We start from the raw sequence: 19119 nt of genomic DNA, 5'->3' as shown, positions 1-19119 counted from the left end.
AATCTGTCGTTATTGTACCATACTTGATTCCCGGATTGGCAAGTATCGGCTTCAAAAATACAATTTTTTGTAGATCTTATCTTGGTCCAGTGAGGAGATCCTCTTTTTTTCCGGAGCAATCCGTGCTATCATGTTGCTTGTCAGCTGCGGCTGTATCACAATCAATTGGAACCAGGACGGGAATTCATATACCGCGCTGTGGCCAGACCCTTCCCAAAGGGCTAAAGGAGAATGATCCATGCAACAAGAAGAAACGAAAACTGCATCCCCTTGCGCCATTCTGGTGGCGGTGGACTGCGGAGAGGGCGTGTACGACGCCGAAGCTTCCCTGGATGAATTACACGAATTGCTTCAAAGCGCCGGTTATGAGCCGGGTCCCAGCGTTATGCAGCGCCGGGAATCACCGGATAAAGCCACCTGTATCGGATCCGGACGGTTGGAGGAAATCCGCCAGCTATGCAGTACGCAGGAAGCCGATGTCGTGGTTTTCGACCGGGAACTGTCCCCCACTCAACTGCGCAATTTGGAAAGGGAGTTAAAAATCCGGGTCATAGACCGCACTATGCTTATTTTAGAGATTTTCGCCAGCCGTGCCCAGTCCAGTGAGGGCAAATTGCAGGTGGAACTGGCGCAGCTCCAATATATGCTGCCCCGTCTTTCCGGACAGGGAACTGCTTTGTCCCGTATCGGAGGCGGTTCGGGCACCCACACCCGCGGCGCCGGTGAAACACAGCTGGAAACCGACCGCCGTCACATCCGTCGCCGCATCGAATCCCTCAAACAGAAGCTGGCGGAGTCCAACAAGCGGCGGCAAAACCTGCGGCACCGGCGGAAAAAAAATAACATTCCCACCGTCGCACTGGTGGGGTATACCAATGCTGGGAAATCCACACTGATGAATGCCTTGACACAAGCGGGCGTACTGGCGGAAGATAAACTGTTTGCCACCCTGGATCCCACCGCCCGTTCCCTGCGCCTGCCCAGCGGACGTCATGTGGTTTTAATCGATACAGTAGGCTTGGTGCGCAATCTCCCCCATCATTTGGTGGAGGCGTTCCATTCCACCCTGGAGGAAGCCGCTCAGGCCGATCTTATTTTAAACCTATGCGATGCCTCCAGTCCGGAAGCGTCGGTGCATCTGAGCGTGACCAAGGATCTGCTTGAATCCCTCAATTGCGGAGAAACGCCCATCCTGCCGGTATTGAACAAGTGCGACCTTCTGACCGACCCATCGCATCTCCCCCATGTGGGAAAATTCGTATGTATCTCAGCCCGGTACGGCACTGGAATCGAAGGGCTGCTGGATGCCATCGATCAATCCCTGCCCCAGATTCATCGCCGTATGAAGCTGTTGATCCCCTTTGAGAAGGCTGGCCTTGCCGCACGTATCCGCCGCAACGGTTCTATTTTGGAGGAACAGTATTTGCCGGAGGGACTTCTGGTGCGAGCCATGGTGGATCAGCAGCTTTTGGAGGACGTCCGTCCTTTTGTGGTGGATTGACATGGTATATGTGAAACGCCTTATCCTCAAGCGGGACCGGATCACGCAGTGGGACAAGTATCCCTATTGTCTGCCGGTGTTACGGCAGTTTGAGAGCCTCTCTTTTTCAAAACCTGTCACCTTTCTCTGCGGTGAGAACGGTTCTGGAAAATCCACTCTTCTGGAGGCCGTCGCCGTAGGCTACGGCTTTAATCCAGAGGGCGGTTCCCGCAATTTCCGTTTCTCCACCCAAGACAGTCATTCCCCCCTCTACCGGGATATCACTCTGGTAAAGGCCCCCTATTCGCCCCACGACGGCTATTTTCTGCGGGCCGAGAGCTTTTATAACGTCTCCACCGAGGTGGATCATCTGGCCGCCGTCGATCCCGCGACCCGGGAACGCTTCTTGCAGCAGTACGGCGGTTCCCTCCACGAGCAATCCCACGGCGAGAGCTTTTTCTCCCTGATCCTCAACCGCTTTCGGGGACAGGGATTCTATCTCCTGGATGAGCCGGAATCGGCCTTATCCCCTTCCCGTCAGCTGGCCCTCCTTGCCCGGATGCGGCAATTGGTACAAGGCGGTTCCCAGTTTATCATCGCCACCCATTCCCCCATCCTCATGGGATATCCGGATGCCGACATCTATCTTATTGAGGACGGGGAATTGACCTTAACCCCTTACGAACGGACGGAACATTACATCATCACCAAGCAGTTTTTAGGAAACCGCCAGCGGATGCTTCAAGAATTATTTGAGGGGCAGGATTTTACAACATAACCTTTTCTTTTGAGCGATAAAAACCGGTCTGCATTTCTATCATGCAGACCGGTTTTTGATTGTTACATCCACTGAGACGGATCGCTTACCAATTGAGATGCTTTGAATTCCACTTCCGGGAATTGCTTTTTTAATTTATCGGTCAAGGCGGGCACTACCACATTCTCTGTGAAGAAATGCCCTGCATCGATAAATGTGATGCCGGCGTCCGCCGCCTGCAGCAGCACGTGATGTTTGCATTCGCCTGTGACAAAGGCATCGGCTCCTGAACGAATGGCGTCATGAAGGCTGCTGTCCCCGCCTCCGCCCAGCACGGCTACTTTGGACACGTCCCGATTGCCCGGTACAAATCGTACGCCAGGCGCTTTCAGCTGTTCTTTGACATAGTAGGCGAAGCGCTGAGGGGACAGTGCATCGAAAGTCAGCTTGCCCACCAGACCAAAAGAGGTGTTCCGGCGGACGGAACTGGTTTCTACAATGTCATAAGCCGGCTGTTCATAAGGGTGGTTCACCAGCATGGCGGCACGTACCGCCTTGATTCTCTCCGGCGGCACCAGCATTTCCAGACGGTCTTCTTTTGCAGTGGCTTCTTTCCCCTCTTCCCCAATATAGGGGCGCGAACCCTCTTCGCAGATGAACCTCCCCTCACCCGGCGTGGTAAAGGCACATCCCGAATAATTGCCCAACGTTCCAGCACCGGCCTGGGTCATGGCACGGTATACCTTTTCCGTATGATCACTGGGACAAAATACCGTCATCTTATAAAAATTACGGCTGGTATCCCAGTTGAGCGGCTGGAGATCCACAAGTCCCAGCCGGGAGGCCAGACAGTGATTGACACCGCCGGGAGCCGTATCCAAATTGGTATGGCATGCCACCGATACAATACCCGCTTTGGCCAACTGATAGGGAATGGATTCCTTTTCGAGCCGTTTGACAGCGTGAAAAAGAACCGGATGGTGGCTGACGATCATCTGGGCACCCATATCCTGAGCTTCCTGAATGATCTGAGGCGTGACATCCAACGCCACCAGTACCTTCTCCACCGGATCGTCATAAGACCCCACCTGAAGGCCACTGTTATCCCAATCGGCCTGGTAGTCAAAGGGGGCAATCTGATCTAAGTAGTTGTAAATTTGTCCCACAGTAATCATACTCATAATCTCCTTCTCTGAGTGTTTACGGCTAACGCAACGCGGGGAGATGTGCGCTTAATGCATCGGCTGCCGCTTCCAGTTGCAAGGCTGCCGTCAGATATCCTTCCCCTTGGCCCTGGGCACAATTACGCAGATGCCGTGCCTGACGGCGCAAAAAAGCAGGGGCATACGGGGATCGGCTTTGGGTCAGCCGGCCCGCCCAAAGGCTCAGGGGAGTGGCGTTGACAACACGGCCGGTAAAAAATGCCTGCATGACAGTATAAAGCCGGCGGTTATTCATGACAATCTCCTCTTTTTCCAGCTCAAAGCCATGCTGAAATAGATATTCCCTCAAACATTCTGCCCGGGACATAGGCTGTAAAATCAGCCGTTTTTCCTTATCCCGCAGCCATGGAGCTGCTTCCAGAATCCCGGCAATGACTTCTCCACCCATGCCGGCCACCACAATATCATCCACTTCGTGGGCCGATACCTGATCCAGCCCGTCCGATAACCGAAGATCCACTAGATCTTCGGCCCTGTATTTCTCCACCGTCTCCCGTGCCCGAGACAGAGGCTGGGGCCGGATATCCACCCCAATGGCATGGGGACATATTCCCCGTCTCGTCAGCCATACAGGGAGATATGCATGGTCGGTCCCTACATCTACCATACGGCTCCCTGGACGGATAAAACAGGCGCACTGATTTAAGCGGTTATCCAATAAAAAAGGATGCTCTTTCAACCATGAACCTCCCTCTCAGACATCAAAACTCAAAAGGGCCCAGGCGATCTCGACAAACGCCCGGACCCTCTTTGCTTCTAGACCAGAGAATAAAACTTCTTCTCTTATTTGCTGATATGGGCGTTGAGCTTCTGGAGCAGCTGATCGACGTCCACGCCGTGAACCTGGCAGGCTTCTTCCAGAGTCTCGCCGCGGGAAGCGGGACAACCCAGACAATGCATGCCGATCTCCAGGAAATAAGGGGCAGTGGATTCATCCATATCAAGAATATCACCGATGATGGTATCTTTGGTAATCTGAGCCATAAAATGCACATCCTTTGTTTAGATTAAGACCGCGTCACATTTTCCGGACGCAGAGGGAAAAATCCTAAGGTCAGGCTAAAATCATTCCTGCCTTTCTATTCCTCATTATAATCCCCCTTTCCCATCTTTGCAATACCCCTTTTCCGTCTCGTGGAAACAATTGGAACTTCTTTTCTTTTTCCGGTATCATTACAAAAAGCGTGCAGCCCCAGATAGGACTGCACGCTTTTGTAGGATCGCTCAAAAATCTTTACAGGTTTTTGAGTTCTTATTTTGTGATAACGACCGAGCACTCTGCACTCATCTCAGACCATTGGCCTTGTTCATTGGCAGCCAGGAAAGAAAATACTCTCATACCGGCAGTGCCTACGCTCATGGAGATGGTATAGGTCCTCTTATCGCCTTCGTCCTCATAGCCCAGAACATCGAAACCGATGTTGCGGCCATTCTCGTTCTTTACAGCCAATTTCGTAGCACCTACATTGGTCGTAACCTTTACTTCGAAAGGCTCGTTGACCTTTGCGGTTTCAACCTGGATATCGGCCGAATAGACGATGGGTTTTACAGTGATGTTGATGGAAGCTTCTACCGTCATCGCAGACCATTTCCCGGTTTCATTGGCAGCCAGGAAGGAGAATACTCTCATACCGGTGGTGCCTACGCTCATGGAGATGGTATAGGTTCTCACGTTACCTTCGTCGACACAATCCAGGACATCAAAGCTGACGTTGCGGCCGTTCTCGTTCTTCACAGCCAATTTCGTAGCATCGAGGCTGGTCTTCACTTTAACAATGAAGGGTTCATTGACGTTGGCGCTTTCACTCTGCATCTCCGCGGAGTAGATAATGGCATTCGAAACAATCTTGATGGAAGCAGTTGCACCTGTTTCTGTCCAGACGCCATCTTCGTTGGCAGCCAGGAAGGTGAACTCTCTCATACCAGCAGTGCCTACGCTCATGGAGATGGTATAGGTTCTTACATCGCCTTCGTCGACACAATCCAGTACCTTAAAGCTGATGTTACGGCCATTCTCATTCTTGACAGCCAGCTTAGTGGCGTTGAGATTGGTCTTAACCTTAACGGTGAAGGATTCATTGACATTGGCGACTTCACTCTGCATCTCTGCGGAGTAAACTTCTGCTGCAGGAGCTGCCGGTTTCACGATATCCACTGTGATAGTGGTACCTTCCACAAGGCCTTCGCCACGGTCGACCATTACAGACAGAACGCGGCCGATGCCGTAGCTTCCCACTGCAGTCTTGACCGTCCAGACCTTCTGGCCGTCTTCCTGCTTGCTGTGGACATCCAACAAGGTGATGTAGTTGCCGCGCTCATTGCGCAGGGCCACTCTGTTTACATCCAAAGGAGTCTTAATGGTCATCGTGATGGTCTCGTTGACGTCATAAGTATCCTTGTCGGTTTCCGCGGTAATGGTATCCGGAACCTCAGGTTCTCTGACCTCAATGGTGCACTCATCATAGATGTTTGCATCAGCGGCACTGGTAACGCGGATCGTCGCAATGCCGGGTTTCAAAGCGGTAACGTTGCCGTTATTGTCCACAGTCAGGATGGATTCATCGCTGGAAGTCCACTTGACATTCTTGGTCATGGCATCGTCGGGAGCAACAGTGGCCGACAGAGTGATCTGTTCATCCACATCCATGTAGTTGACTTTGCCGCTCATCGTGACGCTTTCTACCGGGGTGGGCATACCGCTGTAATCCTCAACGACAATCTTACAGGTGGCTTTCACCTCAGGATTGAGTACGCTGGAAACCTGGATCGTAGCCTCGCCGGGAACAAGCGCGGTCACATTACCGGACTGATCCACAATGGCGATATCCTTATTCAGGCTCTCCCACTGGAAGCTGGAAGCGGTAGCATTCGCAGGATCGGTGATAAGTCCCAAGCTGACCTTGTTGCCGCACAGGACATTGTATTGATCCTTCTCAAAGGCAATGCTGTTGATTTCCACAGGATCGGTATTGCCATAGCCCATCACTTGGAACTCATAGAAAGAGTAGCCATACTTGCTTCCGCGCTGGATGCCCAACATGCGGACATACTGGCCGGAGACAGGTTCAAAGGAGTGTTTCTTCCAGCCTTGGGCGCCGTTGGTCTCATGGACTACGTCTTTCCAACTGGAATTGTCATCGGAAACCTGGAGTTTATATTCTTTGCCGTAAGCAGATTCCCAAAGGATGTTGATATCGGTCAGGGTGTAGACGCTGCCCAGGTTTACCACAAACCACTCGTCATCGGTACGGGCAGTGGAGAAGCGGGTGGTCTCGTCGCCATCGACGGCATTGGAAGCAACCAGGGAACTGGAATCCAGGCTGCTGGCCGAGGCTTCTTTGCCCAGAGCCACGTTGGTGGAAATAGGATCGGGGTCTTCCGAATCGGTAAAGGACAAAGCACGGAATTCAAAAATGGAGTAGCAGCTGTCGGTTTCAATGCCCTGCATCTTAATGTAGCGGGTGGTTACAGGTTGATCCAGAGCGATCCATTCATGGCCGCCTTTGCCGCTTGTCTGGACAAAAGCGTCCTCCCAGTCCTGGCCATTGTCGGAGACCTGGATCTTATACTGTTTGCCGTATTGCTGCCAGGTGATGTCAAAGGCATCAATGGACTTTTCACTGCCCAGATCAATCTGGAGCCAAGCGTCCTGTTCATCGGCCGACTGCCAGCGGCTCAGCATATTGCCGTCCACTGCATTGGTGGCAGGATACATGCCGTTTACTGCAGAAGAAGTCACCGATTTGTTCATAGCCAGGTTGCGGGAAACGCGGGCCGGAATGGTATCAGATACTTCGGTGCCCAACACGTTAACCGTGATGTTGGCGTTGCCCTGTTGGACAGGAACCATGGTGTCCCCTTCGAAGGTAAGGACGGCCTCTGTATCCGAAGAGTAGACCAGTTCGCCGGAGCCGTTCATAGGAGCGACCTTGACGGAGGGAGTATCGCTGTAGCCGATGACGGCTTCCTGCTGGCCGTTTGCAAATTTCACCTGCTCAATAGGCTGGATTTCATGTTTGTAAGAGAGGCTCAAGTCGGTCCAGTAAACGTCTTCTTCACCTTCCCAACCGTTGCGGTCAATGGTGACGCGCAGGTACTTAGCACCTTCCGGCAGGTCGGTAAATTCGCTGATGTATTTGCCGTATTTCTCGCTGGTGCTGCTTGCATCCTTTTCAAAGGAAGTGCTCACCGGCACATAGGTTTTGCCGTCTACAGAAGCTTCGGCATAGGGCTGGATAGCGCCGCTGGTGCCGGTAGCATAGTAGGTCAAGGATGCGCTCTCGATGTTGGTGAAGCTGTAGAGCCTGGTGCCAACGGTATCGGTGCTGTATGCCACATCGGTATCGCCGTCAAAATCGGTGCCGTCGGTGGTCATGTAGGCAAAGTTACCGGTGGTCTCAAACGCCTTGCTGTCATCCAGCATGGTGTCCATCACCATACGATCGTTGGTATAAGCGTAATCAATGGTCAGGGTGGAGAGCTGCGGAGCCCAAATCTTATCGTTGTTGGACACTACAAACTTGATATAGTTGTAGGAAGAATCCAGTTCAGCTGCATTGGTGTAAACCGTTTTACGCCAAGTGTCTTTCTTGACTTCGCCTTCCCTATTCATATCAATGGGAGTCCAGGTTTTGCCGTCGGCAGAACCAAAGGCTTCAAAGATGGTGTTCTTGCCTTCTTCACGGCCATAGTCATAAACCACAATCTCGAAGTTTTCGGGATCGGGAGTGTAGTATACGATCTCTTCTGCACGATTGGTCTTGTCGGCGTCGTTTCTCTTCAGACGAGAAGTATCGCCGTTAAAGTAAGTGTCGGCATTGGTTTGATCCAGTGCCCAGCCGTCGGAATAGCTGGCCATCTTGGACATATCGTCGAAGTTGTCCACCAGGCGGCGGGTATTGCCCATGGTATAGCTCTTCTCTTCCGAAAGAGCGCTTTCACCGCTGTCGTTAAACGCCTTCACCACGAAGTAGTAGGTGGTGTCAGGTTCCAGGCCCTGGATGGAAGCCTTGGGGGAAGTAACGGTGATGGACTCGGTGTATACACCCGATTCAGTGCCGTACTGCAGGATATAACCCTCGGCACGGTCGGCATTCTTAAAGGTCAGGTTGAGCGTATCGTCCACCAGTTCAGTGGAGAGGATCTCAGTAGCTTCAGGAGCATCCACAGGAGTGTAAGAGATGCTGGCTTCGATGGGGGTGCCGATAGCATCTTTGGTGTCGATCTCCAGGATGATGGAAGGAGAAGTCTGGATAACCTTCACTCTCTCGTCCTTGCTGGAGACGCCGTAAGCTGCACGGTTGATTTCCAGGGTTACGGTGTCGGCCTGCTGGGTGGAATCGGTGAGGGAGATATCAAGACCCTTGTTGGTCTCCTGAACCATCACAGTGGCAGGCTTGTCCACAGTGAGGAAGTTACTGGTGCCCATGGCATCCAGACTGCCGCCATTCCACATGTTTGCAGCCAAGATGTTGAGGCTCTTCTTATATACAGCGTGGACATCGGAGTCATTGCGCAGGATTTCCACATCGCTGTTGTTGGCATAGGATTCCACTTGCTGCTGGGTCATACCGGGCAGCAGGACGTATTCATAAGAACCGTTCTCCGGCTTGGAGCCGTGATCCTGCCACAGGGTCAGCCAGTTGGCCGAATATTCGGTTTCATCGGGGTTGTAAGAACCCAGGCTGGACCACTTTCCGGTACGGGTTTCTCTCTTAGCATTCAGAGTGGTGCCCTCGGGGAAGTAGATACCGATGTCGGAGCCTTCCACATTGCCTTCCATGAAGGCCCAGTTGACATCCTCCAGGGTCTCTTGCCAACCGAGTTCATTGGGCATCTTCTCACCGTCGATGACCAGAGCATTGTCGCCCTCGATGCGGCGGTTTTCAAAAGTGGTTTCGATTGTATTAGCATTGCTGCTGGTGATGTCGGAGCCTATGGCCACTACTTCATCGTCAAAGAAGAAGTAGGACTTCTTAGCCTCCAGGCTGGTGGGACTCTGGGTCTGCACCTGCATACCGGTGGCACTGTACAAGCCGTTCAGGGTCGCGCCGCCGACAAAGGCTGCACCGTTATACTGGGTACTCGGATGCATGGTGGCCACAGAAGTGACGCCGGGCAAACGCTCCCAATCGATGGTGGGCTTGCTCAGGCCGCTGTACTGGCCGACGTCGTTGGTGTAGATGTAGAGCTGGCCCCAGCCGGTGTACCAGCCCTTGGTGTTGCTGTCGCCCTGCTCATAAGACCGGATGGTCTTGGACGTCATGGAGAGAGCAGCACTATAGTCATCGGAATGATGGATGGTACGGGCGCCGCGTCCCCACTGACGGCTGGGCTGATCCAGTTCCACCTTCTCGATGGAATCGTCATCCAGGATGCGCAGAGTCTCGGCCAGGTTGTAAACCGGGAACATGTACCAGGCAACGCCAGCGCCATGCTGCATGGTTTCAATGGCAAAGTCATTGTCCATCCAGTTTTTGATCATGCCTTCAAACTCCTGGGCCACATCGTCCGGAGCGAATTTGCTGGTCATCAGGAAGGACAGGGACATGGTGATACCAGCGTAAGCATCGGTGGTATCGGTACGGGTCAATTCACGGCCGCGGGCCATATCCATGAAGATGCCTTTGTACATCAGGGGAGCATAGCTGTCGCGGACGATCTGATAGAAAGCCTCTGCTTTGTCCAGCGGGATCTCCCAGGGAGAATCGCTCAACAGCAGGAAGAAGTGGGAAATATCTGAAAATGCTTCCTTGCCATAGCCGCCGTTGTATACGAAGTTGCCGTGGAAGGCAAAGGTACCGTCGGGATAATAGCCGTCGCCGCTCTTGACGTACTGGATGTAGTACGGAACAGCATCGGAAACATCCTGCATCATATCGCCGTCCTTGAGCATGATGGCAGTCAGCATCAGGACACGGTTATGCCACAGGCCATTGGCGCCTTCGTTGGGGTTGGTGATGGCGCCCGAACCGCCGCTGTATGTATTAGCACCGTCCCGGGCAATGGTGGCGTACTTCTGTACGGTTTCAAGATCCATCTCATCGTACATCAGCAGCGTAGCTTCAGACAAATAGATGGGACCTCCCACCTGCCAGGTAAACCAGTTGCCGTAACGGCCGCTGTGATCGCCTGTGCCATACATGGCGGGATAGTAGTGATACTCATAGAGATATTCCAAACCGCGGAAAATCTCATTTTTCAGCTCTTCATTCTTATACAGGTCACAGCCCTTGGTCTGGTAGGCAATGGCCATGTTCCGCAGATTGCGGTAGGAAAACTGAACGTTGTTGGAGTCGTCATAGGCACTCTTGCGTTTGCCTAACATGTACTCCGTCCAAAGATAGTCGTTGTCGCCCCAGTCAGGAGTAGGGTCGGGGTTGATACGATCCAGCAAATCCTGTGCTACATCGTTGATCGACTGAAGCAGGACCTGCATACGGGGATCGTTCTCATCGTAATCGCCGCCCATGGCCATATGCTGCCATTTGGTGCGGATCTGATCGAAGTCGTCCGGCGTGGTCTCCTGCGCTACTGCAGGAAGACTAGTCAGCACCATGGACACCATCATGACCAGAGCAGTCATCATGCTAATCCATCTTCTTTTCATCCCTGTTATACACCTCTTTCTTTATTTGGCAAAGAGTATCCGTTGCTCAGCCTTCAGACCAATTTGATCTAACCGTTGCTGCACCAACCGATACTCTTCACATATTGTCTACATTATAACTCTAATTCATTAAAAAAGCATCTGTAATATTTTTATATATCCTGTAAAATATTATACTATATGATCCAAACGGCTTGATTTTTTGGGCATTCATTCCTCCTTTTTAAAACAAATGGAAAAAGGATGGATTTCCTTCCCATTTGCATTTGTTTTCGAATACAAATCCGATTTTAAATCAAACTCTCTTTCCGCATAAAAAAGTCTGCCGGACCCCTTAGGATCCAACAGACTTTCGATTTCACATTTTCCTATTGTTCTGCACGTGGACACCGACTTCTTTTCGATCTTGTCACCGTTTGAGCCGGGCAATGCAGTCTTTAAGCCATGGCGAACTGAACAGCAGCAGCCTCTTCCGGCGCCGGCGTAATATGGAACTGCTCGCCATTTTGAGAGATAAGAGTAATGGGCACCTCCGGGCAAAGGGTGTGCAGCACTTCCACAAAACCGCTTCCCACCTGGCCGGGCATGCCGGTCACAACTTGGCGGACTCGGTATTTTTTAATATGTCCCGCCGTCATAAGGGCGCTGTCGTTATGATAATAAATAGTCATGGACGCGTCGTACCTGGCGGCAAGACGATAGAGGTAATCCAGAGCTTTTCCTCGTTCCTGGACGCTGCTGCTTGCGGGCTGCACGCTAAGCACTTGTAGGGGAAGACCCATGGAGTCGGACAACTGCTTGCCAGCTTTGATGAGCCGCTCGCAGGAATACTGGTCGGTGACACAGACCAGCACCCTAGGACTTTTTTGGATTTTGCTCACAGGTTAATGATCTCCTTTATGTGTTGTATTTTACTTGCTGGCTTTATTATAAAATACAATTGTGAAAAATAATGTAACAAAGCGTGAACGTCTGAATAAAATTTTTTGATCAAAATTTTATAAAAATTACCAATCCCTCTTTTTATCGATTCGGATAACGCCCATTCTTATAAATGCTATATTTAAAAAATCGATTGGTGATAGTATAATAGAGCCAGCAAAAATAGAGGAGTGGACAAGATAATGCGAGTCGAATATATCTTTGTGATCTTTTTTACGATCTTAACTGTCGTCTTTTGGAGTGGAAAGGGCGGTTGGTTGATGGCGTGTTATAATATCATGAGTGATGAGGAAAAGCAAAAGTATAATTATAAAAGGCCTCGTAGGGTCATGGGGGAGGCACGGGAATTATCGATTTGGTTCTCATCATCTTCTGTCTGACTGGGGAACCGGTAACAAAGCATGTAGCAAGCATCTTTTGTGTTATCGTTATAGTAGTGGCTGTCATAACAGTGATCCTGGCAAACACCATCTGTCGGAACCGTAGTCCAAAATAACTATTCTCCCTCGTGGGATATTCTTTTTTTCCTTATCCCCCGCTCAGAGCGCGGATTGGCCATGGGCCTTGCCCGGGCCTCGCGGGACACCTTTCCTCTTCCTTATCCCCGCTCAGGGCGCGAATCGGCCATGGGCCTTGCCCGGGTCATGTGGATGTGTGGAACATGGCCGTCCATATAGACCGCCCCGCCAGCCACAAATCCCAAACGCTCATAAAATCCCTGCGCCCTTACCTGAGCGCTGAGCTGGATGCTTCCAGCTCCCAGATCCCAGCACTTATCCATTAGGAGTTCCATCAATTTCCGGCCGGCCTGCATCCCCCGCAGTCTCTTTGCTACACAGACCCGGCCGATGGAAAAAATCCCATTGCCCTCATCGATGACCCGGCCGGTCGCCGACGGGATTCCTTCCTTGTCGTACAATACCACATGCCAGCTGCATGCATCAAGCGAATCCACTTCCTCATCCCGGCCGTATCCTTGTTCATCACAAAAAACTTCAAAACGGATGGCCAAAGCATCGTCCACTTGTCCGCCCGGCCGAATCCAACGCGCTTCCAATACATTTTCCACTTTCCTTTTTCGTCTCCTTTCTCATAACGAAAAGGCCGTTGCCCTAGGGCTCCGGCCTTTTTGATTTCCTAATTGACGATCCATCCAATGGATTCCCTTACTTCTTTGCGGCCTTCTTCATGCGCAATTCCTTGCTTAAGATGGATTTGCGCATACGGATGCTCTTGGGAGTGACCTCCACCAATTCGTCGTCGGTGATAAACTCCAGCGACTGCTCCAGGCTGAGAATGGTGGGAGGGGTCAATTTGAGGGCTTCGTCCGAACCAGAGGCACGGGTGTTGGTGACGTGCTTTTTCTTGCACACATTTACTACAATGTCTTCATTGCGGGGAGAACGTCCCACAATCATACCTTCGTATACCTCTGTGCCCGGTCCGACAAACAAGGTCCCACGCTCCTGGGCATTCCAAAGGCCATAGCCTGTGGCTTCACCGGTCTCATGGGCGACCAGGGAACCCTGCTGGCGCTGTATAATATCCCCTTTGTACGGTTCATATCCGTCAAACACATGGTTCATGATGCCGTTGCCGTTTGTGTCGGACAAAAATTCCGACCGGTAACTCATCAGGCCCCGTGCGGGAATCTTAAACTCCAGATGGGTGGTGCCGGTTTCCCGCGTCCCCATATTGATCATCTCGGCCCGGCGGGTGCCCAGCTTCTCCATGACGGCGCCCACATACTGCTCTGGCACTTCAATCATCAGATGTTCAATAGGTTCACAGCGTTTCCCGTTTATCTCCTTAAAGATGACCTTCGGACGGGACACGGCAAATTCGTAGTTCTCCCGGCGCATGGTCTCGATCAGAATGGACAGATGCAGTTCGCCTCGGCCCGATACCTCAAAGGTGTCGGAAGACTCTGTCTCTTTGACCCGTAAGGCCACATTGGTTTCAATCTCTTTAAAGAGACGGTCCCGAATATTCCGGGAGGTGACATATTTTCCTTCTCTGCCCGCAAAGGGAGAGGTGTTGACCATAAACATCATGGAGATGGTGGGTTCATCGATCTGTACAAAAGGCAGGGGTTCAATGTGCTCGGGATCGCACAGCGTCTCGCCGATGCCCAGATCCGTGACGCCCGATACCGCCACAATATCGCCCAGTTCGGCCGATTCCTCTTCCACCCGTTTGAGACCCTGGTACTGGTACAGGCGGGAAATCCTCACCATAGTATGAGTCCCGTCCGGCTTGCACAGAGCTGCCGATTGTCCCATCCTGACCCGGCCTCGCTCCACACGTCCTACGCCGATTCGGCCCACATAATCGTCGGCCTCGATGCTGGAAATCAGCAGCTGGAAGGGCGCATCCAGTTCCCCCTGAGGGGCAGGGACGTGGTTTACAATGGTTTCAAACAGGGGGGTCATATCCTCCCCCAGGTTTTCCGGATCCAGGGAGGCATACCCATACCGGCCCGAGGCGTACACCACCGGGAAATCCAGCTGGTCGTCGTCGGCGCCCAGCTCAATAAACAGATCCAAGACCTCGTCCACCACTTCAAGCGGACGCGCTCCGGGACGGTCGGTCTTATTGACCACCACAATAGGACGTTTGCCCAGGGCAAGCGCCTTCTTGAGCACAAAACGGGTCTGAGGCATACATCCTTCAAAGGCGTCTACCAGCAGCAATACGCCGTCCACCATCATGAGGATGCGCTCTACCTCGCCGCCGAAATCAGCATGGCCGGGGGTATCTACAATGTTGATCTTGATGTCCTTGTATTTCACAGCGGTATTCTTGGACAAAATAGTGATACCGCGTTCCCGCTCCAGATCGCCCGAGTCCATGACTCGTTCCTGCACCGCTTCATTGGTGCGGAAAATACCGCTCTGTTTGAGCAGCTGATCCACCAATGTGGTCTTGCCGTGATCGACGTGGGCAATAATGGCGACGTTGCGGATTTTCTCCTGACTTTGCATGGGAACCATCCTTTTCACTCTCTGGCGCCCTGGCTGTACCAGGGGCATTCTTCAAAATTCGACTTTCTTCGATTCAACTAAATAGTATACCATTCCTTTATGCATTTTGCAAACCTCATCCCTGCAAAACCCACAGGGGATCCCGGCCCATTTCTTGGTGATTTTGGTGAACAAAAAAACTCTGCCTATCCCTCCACATAAAAACGCCTGGCAACGGGCATCCGTCGCCAGGCGGCTTATGCTATTTGGCCGATACCGAAATGCCGATCATGACCGTTTCGGTGGCAGCATTGTTCCAAACCGAATGGGGGATCTTACCGTCCACAAAATAACTCTCATTCTCTTTGACAATGACTTCCCTACCATCCATCACTATTTTGGCTTGGCCTTTCGTCACAATAAACAAATGGCTGTGCACATGAGTATGTGGGGTGGTAGGCCCTCCCCCGTTTATACCCACATAAGCAATCGACCCGTCTAAAATGGACCCCATCCCGTCAAACAATTTCTTAGCCTTGAAATCTAGGTGATTGGGCGGCGTCATAAATCCATCCATACATACCTCCATTTGCTTTGTGACGCGCATGGCCCATTATTGCGATGCTTCGGCAGGATCGTCCTGCTGCTGGGCATTGGATGCCGTCCCACTGGATCCCGATGTGCTGGGCTGGGATGCCTGCGTATGATTGATCTCCAGGAGCTCCTGGACGCGGCGGACAGAATCATCCTGAGAGTACTTGAGTTTGACCTGATCCCCCTCCTTCAAGAAAGGCAGGGAATCGCTGACCTGGATGGCGGCAACATACACGTCATCCGATCCGCTCAGTTTAAAATAGTAGGAGGTGTTGCCGTCAATGACCACCGATTGTACCGACGTCACATTGCCGCTTGCCTCCTCGGACACCACTGCTGTGGGATCCTCTTGTACCAACAGTTCATTGTACTGATGCATGGCCTCCGCAATGGTGCTGCCGGTGGCCACCACCTGATACCGTTCCACATCCACAAAGGCGTACATCTTCACCAGTCCGGCCGCATCCTTGAGGGACATAAAGTAGGTCGGACGATCTCCCACATTGAGCAGGATTGGGAAAGTAGACGTGTATTTCAGGTTTTGCACCTTGCCTTCCGCCGACCTCATGGCGGAAGTCTCCTGGGCACCGGGCACTGCATAATACTTGGTCTCCTTGGTGCGCAGATTGACCAGTACGAATCCGGTGTTGCTCTGATCGCTGGTGACCGAGGTGATGCCGGTATAGAGATAAACGTCGTCGTTGCTGGCGATGTAATTGTATCCCTCTGTGGTGCGCAGTACGCCCCGCTGGCCAAAAACAGAGTTCCAGTAGCCCGATTGATAAGCGCCGTTGTAGTCGAGCTGTTCGATGATCATATCGGAATTGTACACCTGATCCACCCACTGGGGCACCTCTTCCACCGGATACAGGGTGCATTCGCCGGTACAGGCGTTTAACAGCACCACTTCGCCGATGTCCCGGCCGCCCCACACGCCGATACGGTAATTGATCACCGGGGCGATCCAATAAGGGGTTCCGTTGTCATCGATCTCAAAGGCGGCGTCGTCAAAAATCTTGGTGGGATAATGGAACCGGAGATACCGTTCCAGATTGCGGTAAAGGTACTCGCTGGGGGAATATTTGATACCCTGTTCCAGCCGGACGAGATCGGCCTCCTGGGTAACCATATCCACGGTGATGTAGGCCGGGATTCCCGCACTCTGGTTGTTGAACCACTTGATAAGATCGCTGTAAGCCAGGGGGGTGACGCGGATAGGACGTCCCTGGTAATTGATCTGCGTGTAATCGTCGGCCACTTCAAACTGGGATACCAGGTCGATCATCTCGCCCATCTTCCGGTTGCCCAGACGCATGGCGCTGTCCTTATCCACCACAGGGATCTGGGACATCTTAAGTTCTGCAATGTCGTCAGAAAAATTGCCTTCCTGCTTCTGGATAAGATCCTTATAGTCGTTTGCGCGAAACAGCGGGATACCGCTGAGGGCACATCCCGCCACGGCCAATGCCGCCACGCCGACCACGATCAGAACAGGCTTGGCGTAGTTGGCTTTGACGTTGAAATGAATCGTCCTTTTATCCAGCAGATAGGTCAAAATAGCGTAGTTGACAAACACCAGCGCCACCATCAAAAACAGGAATCCCCAGAATCCGGGATAACGGGGATTGATGGCCGGCAGCCAAAACCAAAAGACTAAAAATCCTTCTACAAGGGTTGCCAGGGCGGTAAGTAATTTCGTTTTCATCATAACCTCCAGGTCGGGCGCATCAGGAGCGCCGGTTCACCGTTGGGATCACTTTCTTTCTCCCATATATTCTCGGACAAAGACCTCTCCTGATCCTAGGATTTCAGGCGAAATCTTCTCCTCATTATACAATGCTTTCCATATCACATCAAGAATATCCTGCCCATTTTTATGCCTTCTTAATATCAAAATAGCCGGTTTTTAAGCATCTAGATACAAAAAACAGCCGCTTCCAAACGGAAGCGGCCATAAAGCGCGTGATTGCTTTGACGTCACAAATGAAAAGGGCGTATGCCAAGCGTCTTTTACCGGCACAACTTATTTTACTGTTTATTTATCCATCAGCTGGTCCACCGTGACAAAGCTGAATCCTTGAGCCGTCAGTTCCTGAAGGATGATCTCAGTGGCCTCGACGCTTTGGGTCAGCTGCTCATGCAGAATCACGATATCGCCGTCCTTGGCGTTTTCAATCACCCCTTGGGCGATCTTTCCGGTGTCCTGCAGCGACCAGTCCCCGGGATCCACTGTCCACATGATCATGGGCATGCCGTCGATGGTCTTGATGTTGTGATCAAAAAAGCCGTAGGGCGGGCGGACATACTGGGGTACATAGCCGCCGGTGATCTCTTTGACCGCCTCATTGGTCTTGGTCAGCTGCTCCGATACCTGGGCGGGACTCAGATTATCCAGCCGTTTGTGGCTGTAGGTGTGGTTGCCGATGCAGTGGCCGGAGGAAACCATGCGGCGGATGGTCTCCGGAAAATACTCCACCCGGTTGCCCACCACAAAAAAGGTGGCTTTTGCATTGTACTGATCCAGAAGATCCAGCACTTTTTCGGTGTTCTTATAGGGGCCGTCGTCAAACGTCAGGGCGATCTGTTTTGTGCCGACGGAAGCCTGAGGCGTTTCCGGCTGGGTGACGGCGGGATATGCCTCCGGCTGGGAGGATACCGACGTCCCATCGTCGTCAAACTGAAAATAGGAAAAACTGTGCATCAGGCGCAGCGGGATGGAAACTTGAAGCTGTCCGAAAGAGGAATCCGCCACCGAACCTGGGGTAAAATAAAAGGTGATCTGGTCCCCGTCCAGCATGAAGTTTTGGAGCTGATCCACAGATACCGGCCCTTTTTCCTTTTTATCCAGCACTTTTTGATCCTGTAGGCTGTGTTGGACTTTGTCCAATAGATACTGCTCATATCCGCTGTCTTCCTGGAAAAAGTCGCTGAGGTTCATACGCTGTCCGGTTTCCAGGTGAAAGGTCATAGCGGTCAGCCCATCCCGGGAGGAATCCCCGCCGTTTTGACGGACATGAAACAGCACGCTGACGATGTCTTCATTGAAACTGGAAAGTTCATAGTCGATGTTGAGTTCGGTACTGCTGCCCGTCGGCTGGTCCGAGGACGACGATGCAATGGCCGTCTGGAACTGTTCTACTTGGGAATCTACAAACGATTTGATCTGGTCGTTGACCTTCTGGCTGGACGTCTCCGGATAGGATACCCCCATGGGATACGCCTCTCCATAATGAATGTCCGATTGGATGCTCATCTTTTGGGCCAGGTCCTGCTGCGACACCGCCTGATAAGAATAACGGACATGATTATCCTCTGGTTCGGACTGTGCTATAGGCAGGTTCATCATCACGACGCTCAGCACGATGGCCACGACGGCCACTGCCATTACAATGGAAAATATACTCCATTTTTTTCTATCTTTCATGCGGCAATTACCCACTTTTCTCTTAATAATCAGCGATTCCTTTTATTTTACCGTATCTTCCATCCCCCCGTCAATACGAGAAGGGTCCGGATCATGGACGTCTTTCCCTCTGGTTTTTGTGCAAATT

General features: G+C 52.0%; 13 protein-coding genes. 3 read left to right on the top strand and 10 right to left on the bottom strand.

Annotation, left to right across the window (positions count from 1 at the left end; genetic code table 11):
- Positions 1 to 238: 238 nt before the first annotated feature.
- Both hflX and C12CBH8_RS00905 read left to right on the top strand, forming a co-directional pair.
- Entirely contained in the window at positions 239 to 1501 is a 1263-nt protein-coding gene (hflX, locus tag C12CBH8_RS00910) for a GTPase HflX (RefSeq protein ID WP_215533373.1), read from the top strand.
- 1 nt (position 1502) lies between these two features.
- Entirely contained in the window at positions 1503 to 2258 is a 756-nt protein-coding gene (locus C12CBH8_RS00905; RefSeq protein ID WP_090264060.1) for an AAA family ATPase, read from the top strand.
- A 62-nt stretch (positions 2259 to 2320) separates the two neighbouring features.
- On the opposite strand, the gene C12CBH8_RS00900 is transcribed toward C12CBH8_RS00905, so the two are convergent.
- The 5 genes from C12CBH8_RS00900 to C12CBH8_RS00880 all read right to left on the bottom strand — a co-directional run bounded on the left by C12CBH8_RS00900 (position 2321) and on the right by C12CBH8_RS00880 (position 11950).
- Positions 2321 to 3418: a Nif3-like dinuclear metal center hexameric protein gene (locus C12CBH8_RS00900; RefSeq protein ID WP_215533372.1), complete on the bottom strand. Its 1098-nt coding sequence runs from the start codon at positions 3416 to 3418 to the stop codon at positions 2321 to 2323.
- A 25-nt stretch (positions 3419 to 3443) separates the two neighbouring features.
- Positions 3444 to 4139: a class I SAM-dependent methyltransferase gene (locus tag C12CBH8_RS00895; protein ID WP_090264057.1), complete on the bottom strand. Its 696-nt coding sequence runs from the start codon at positions 4137 to 4139 to the stop codon at positions 3444 to 3446.
- Between the two features lie 104 nt (positions 4140 to 4243).
- The gene (locus tag C12CBH8_RS00890) at positions 4244 to 4444 is read right to left on the bottom strand and encodes a DUF1858 domain-containing protein (protein WP_090264055.1); all 201 of its coding nucleotides are present in this window, start codon (positions 4442 to 4444) and stop codon (positions 4244 to 4246) included.
- Positions 4445 to 4712: 268 nt separating this feature from the next.
- Positions 4713 to 11069: a polysaccharide lyase family 8 super-sandwich domain-containing protein gene (locus tag C12CBH8_RS00885; protein WP_215533371.1), complete on the bottom strand. Its 6357-nt coding sequence runs from the start codon at positions 11067 to 11069 to the stop codon at positions 4713 to 4715.
- A gap of 437 nt (positions 11070 to 11506) precedes the next feature.
- Entirely contained in the window at positions 11507 to 11950 is a 444-nt protein-coding gene (locus tag C12CBH8_RS00880) for an adenine nucleotide alpha hydrolase family protein (protein ID WP_215533370.1), read from the bottom strand.
- A 243-nt stretch (positions 11951 to 12193) separates the two neighbouring features.
- On the opposite strand from C12CBH8_RS00880, the gene C12CBH8_RS12020 reads away from it, so the two are divergent.
- A complete protein-coding gene (locus C12CBH8_RS12020) occupies positions 12194 to 12391 on the top strand; it encodes a DUF3784 domain-containing protein (protein ID WP_090264049.1) in 198 nt (65 codons plus the stop codon).
- A 218-nt stretch (positions 12392 to 12609) separates the two neighbouring features.
- Here C12CBH8_RS12020 and C12CBH8_RS00870 read toward each other — a convergent pair whose 3' ends face one another.
- From C12CBH8_RS00870 to C12CBH8_RS00850, 5 genes are all read right to left on the bottom strand, one after another.
- On the bottom strand, positions 12610 to 13080 hold the full coding sequence (locus C12CBH8_RS00870) for a GNAT family N-acetyltransferase (RefSeq protein WP_090264047.1): 471 nt from the start codon (positions 13078 to 13080) through the stop codon (positions 12610 to 12612).
- A 97-nt stretch (positions 13081 to 13177) separates the two neighbouring features.
- Positions 13178 to 14995: a translational GTPase TypA gene (gene typA / locus C12CBH8_RS00865; protein ID WP_090264045.1), complete on the bottom strand. Its 1818-nt coding sequence runs from the start codon at positions 14993 to 14995 to the stop codon at positions 13178 to 13180.
- A gap of 241 nt (positions 14996 to 15236) precedes the next feature.
- Positions 15237 to 15551 carry a cupin domain-containing protein gene (locus C12CBH8_RS00860; protein WP_246441613.1) on the bottom strand — a complete coding sequence of 105 codons (315 nt, stop codon included), beginning with the start codon at positions 15549 to 15551 and terminating at the stop codon, positions 15237 to 15239.
- A 36-nt stretch (positions 15552 to 15587) separates the two neighbouring features.
- Entirely contained in the window at positions 15588 to 17273 is a 1686-nt protein-coding gene (locus C12CBH8_RS00855; protein ID WP_343063107.1) for a CvpA family protein, read from the bottom strand.
- A 330-nt stretch (positions 17274 to 17603) separates the two neighbouring features.
- A complete protein-coding gene (locus C12CBH8_RS00850; RefSeq protein WP_099323066.1) occupies positions 17604 to 18992 on the bottom strand; it encodes a polysaccharide deacetylase family protein in 1389 nt (462 codons plus the stop codon).
- Positions 18993 to 19119 lie beyond the last annotated feature (127 nt).

Origin of the sequence: Solibaculum mannosilyticum, from assembly GCF_015140235.1 — a bacterium.
Classification (GTDB): domain Bacteria; phylum Bacillota; class Clostridia; order Oscillospirales; family Acutalibacteraceae; genus Solibaculum; species Solibaculum mannosilyticum.
Note: the sequence above shows the minus strand (reverse complement) of the source record. Positions and strands in the feature narration are given on the sequence as shown.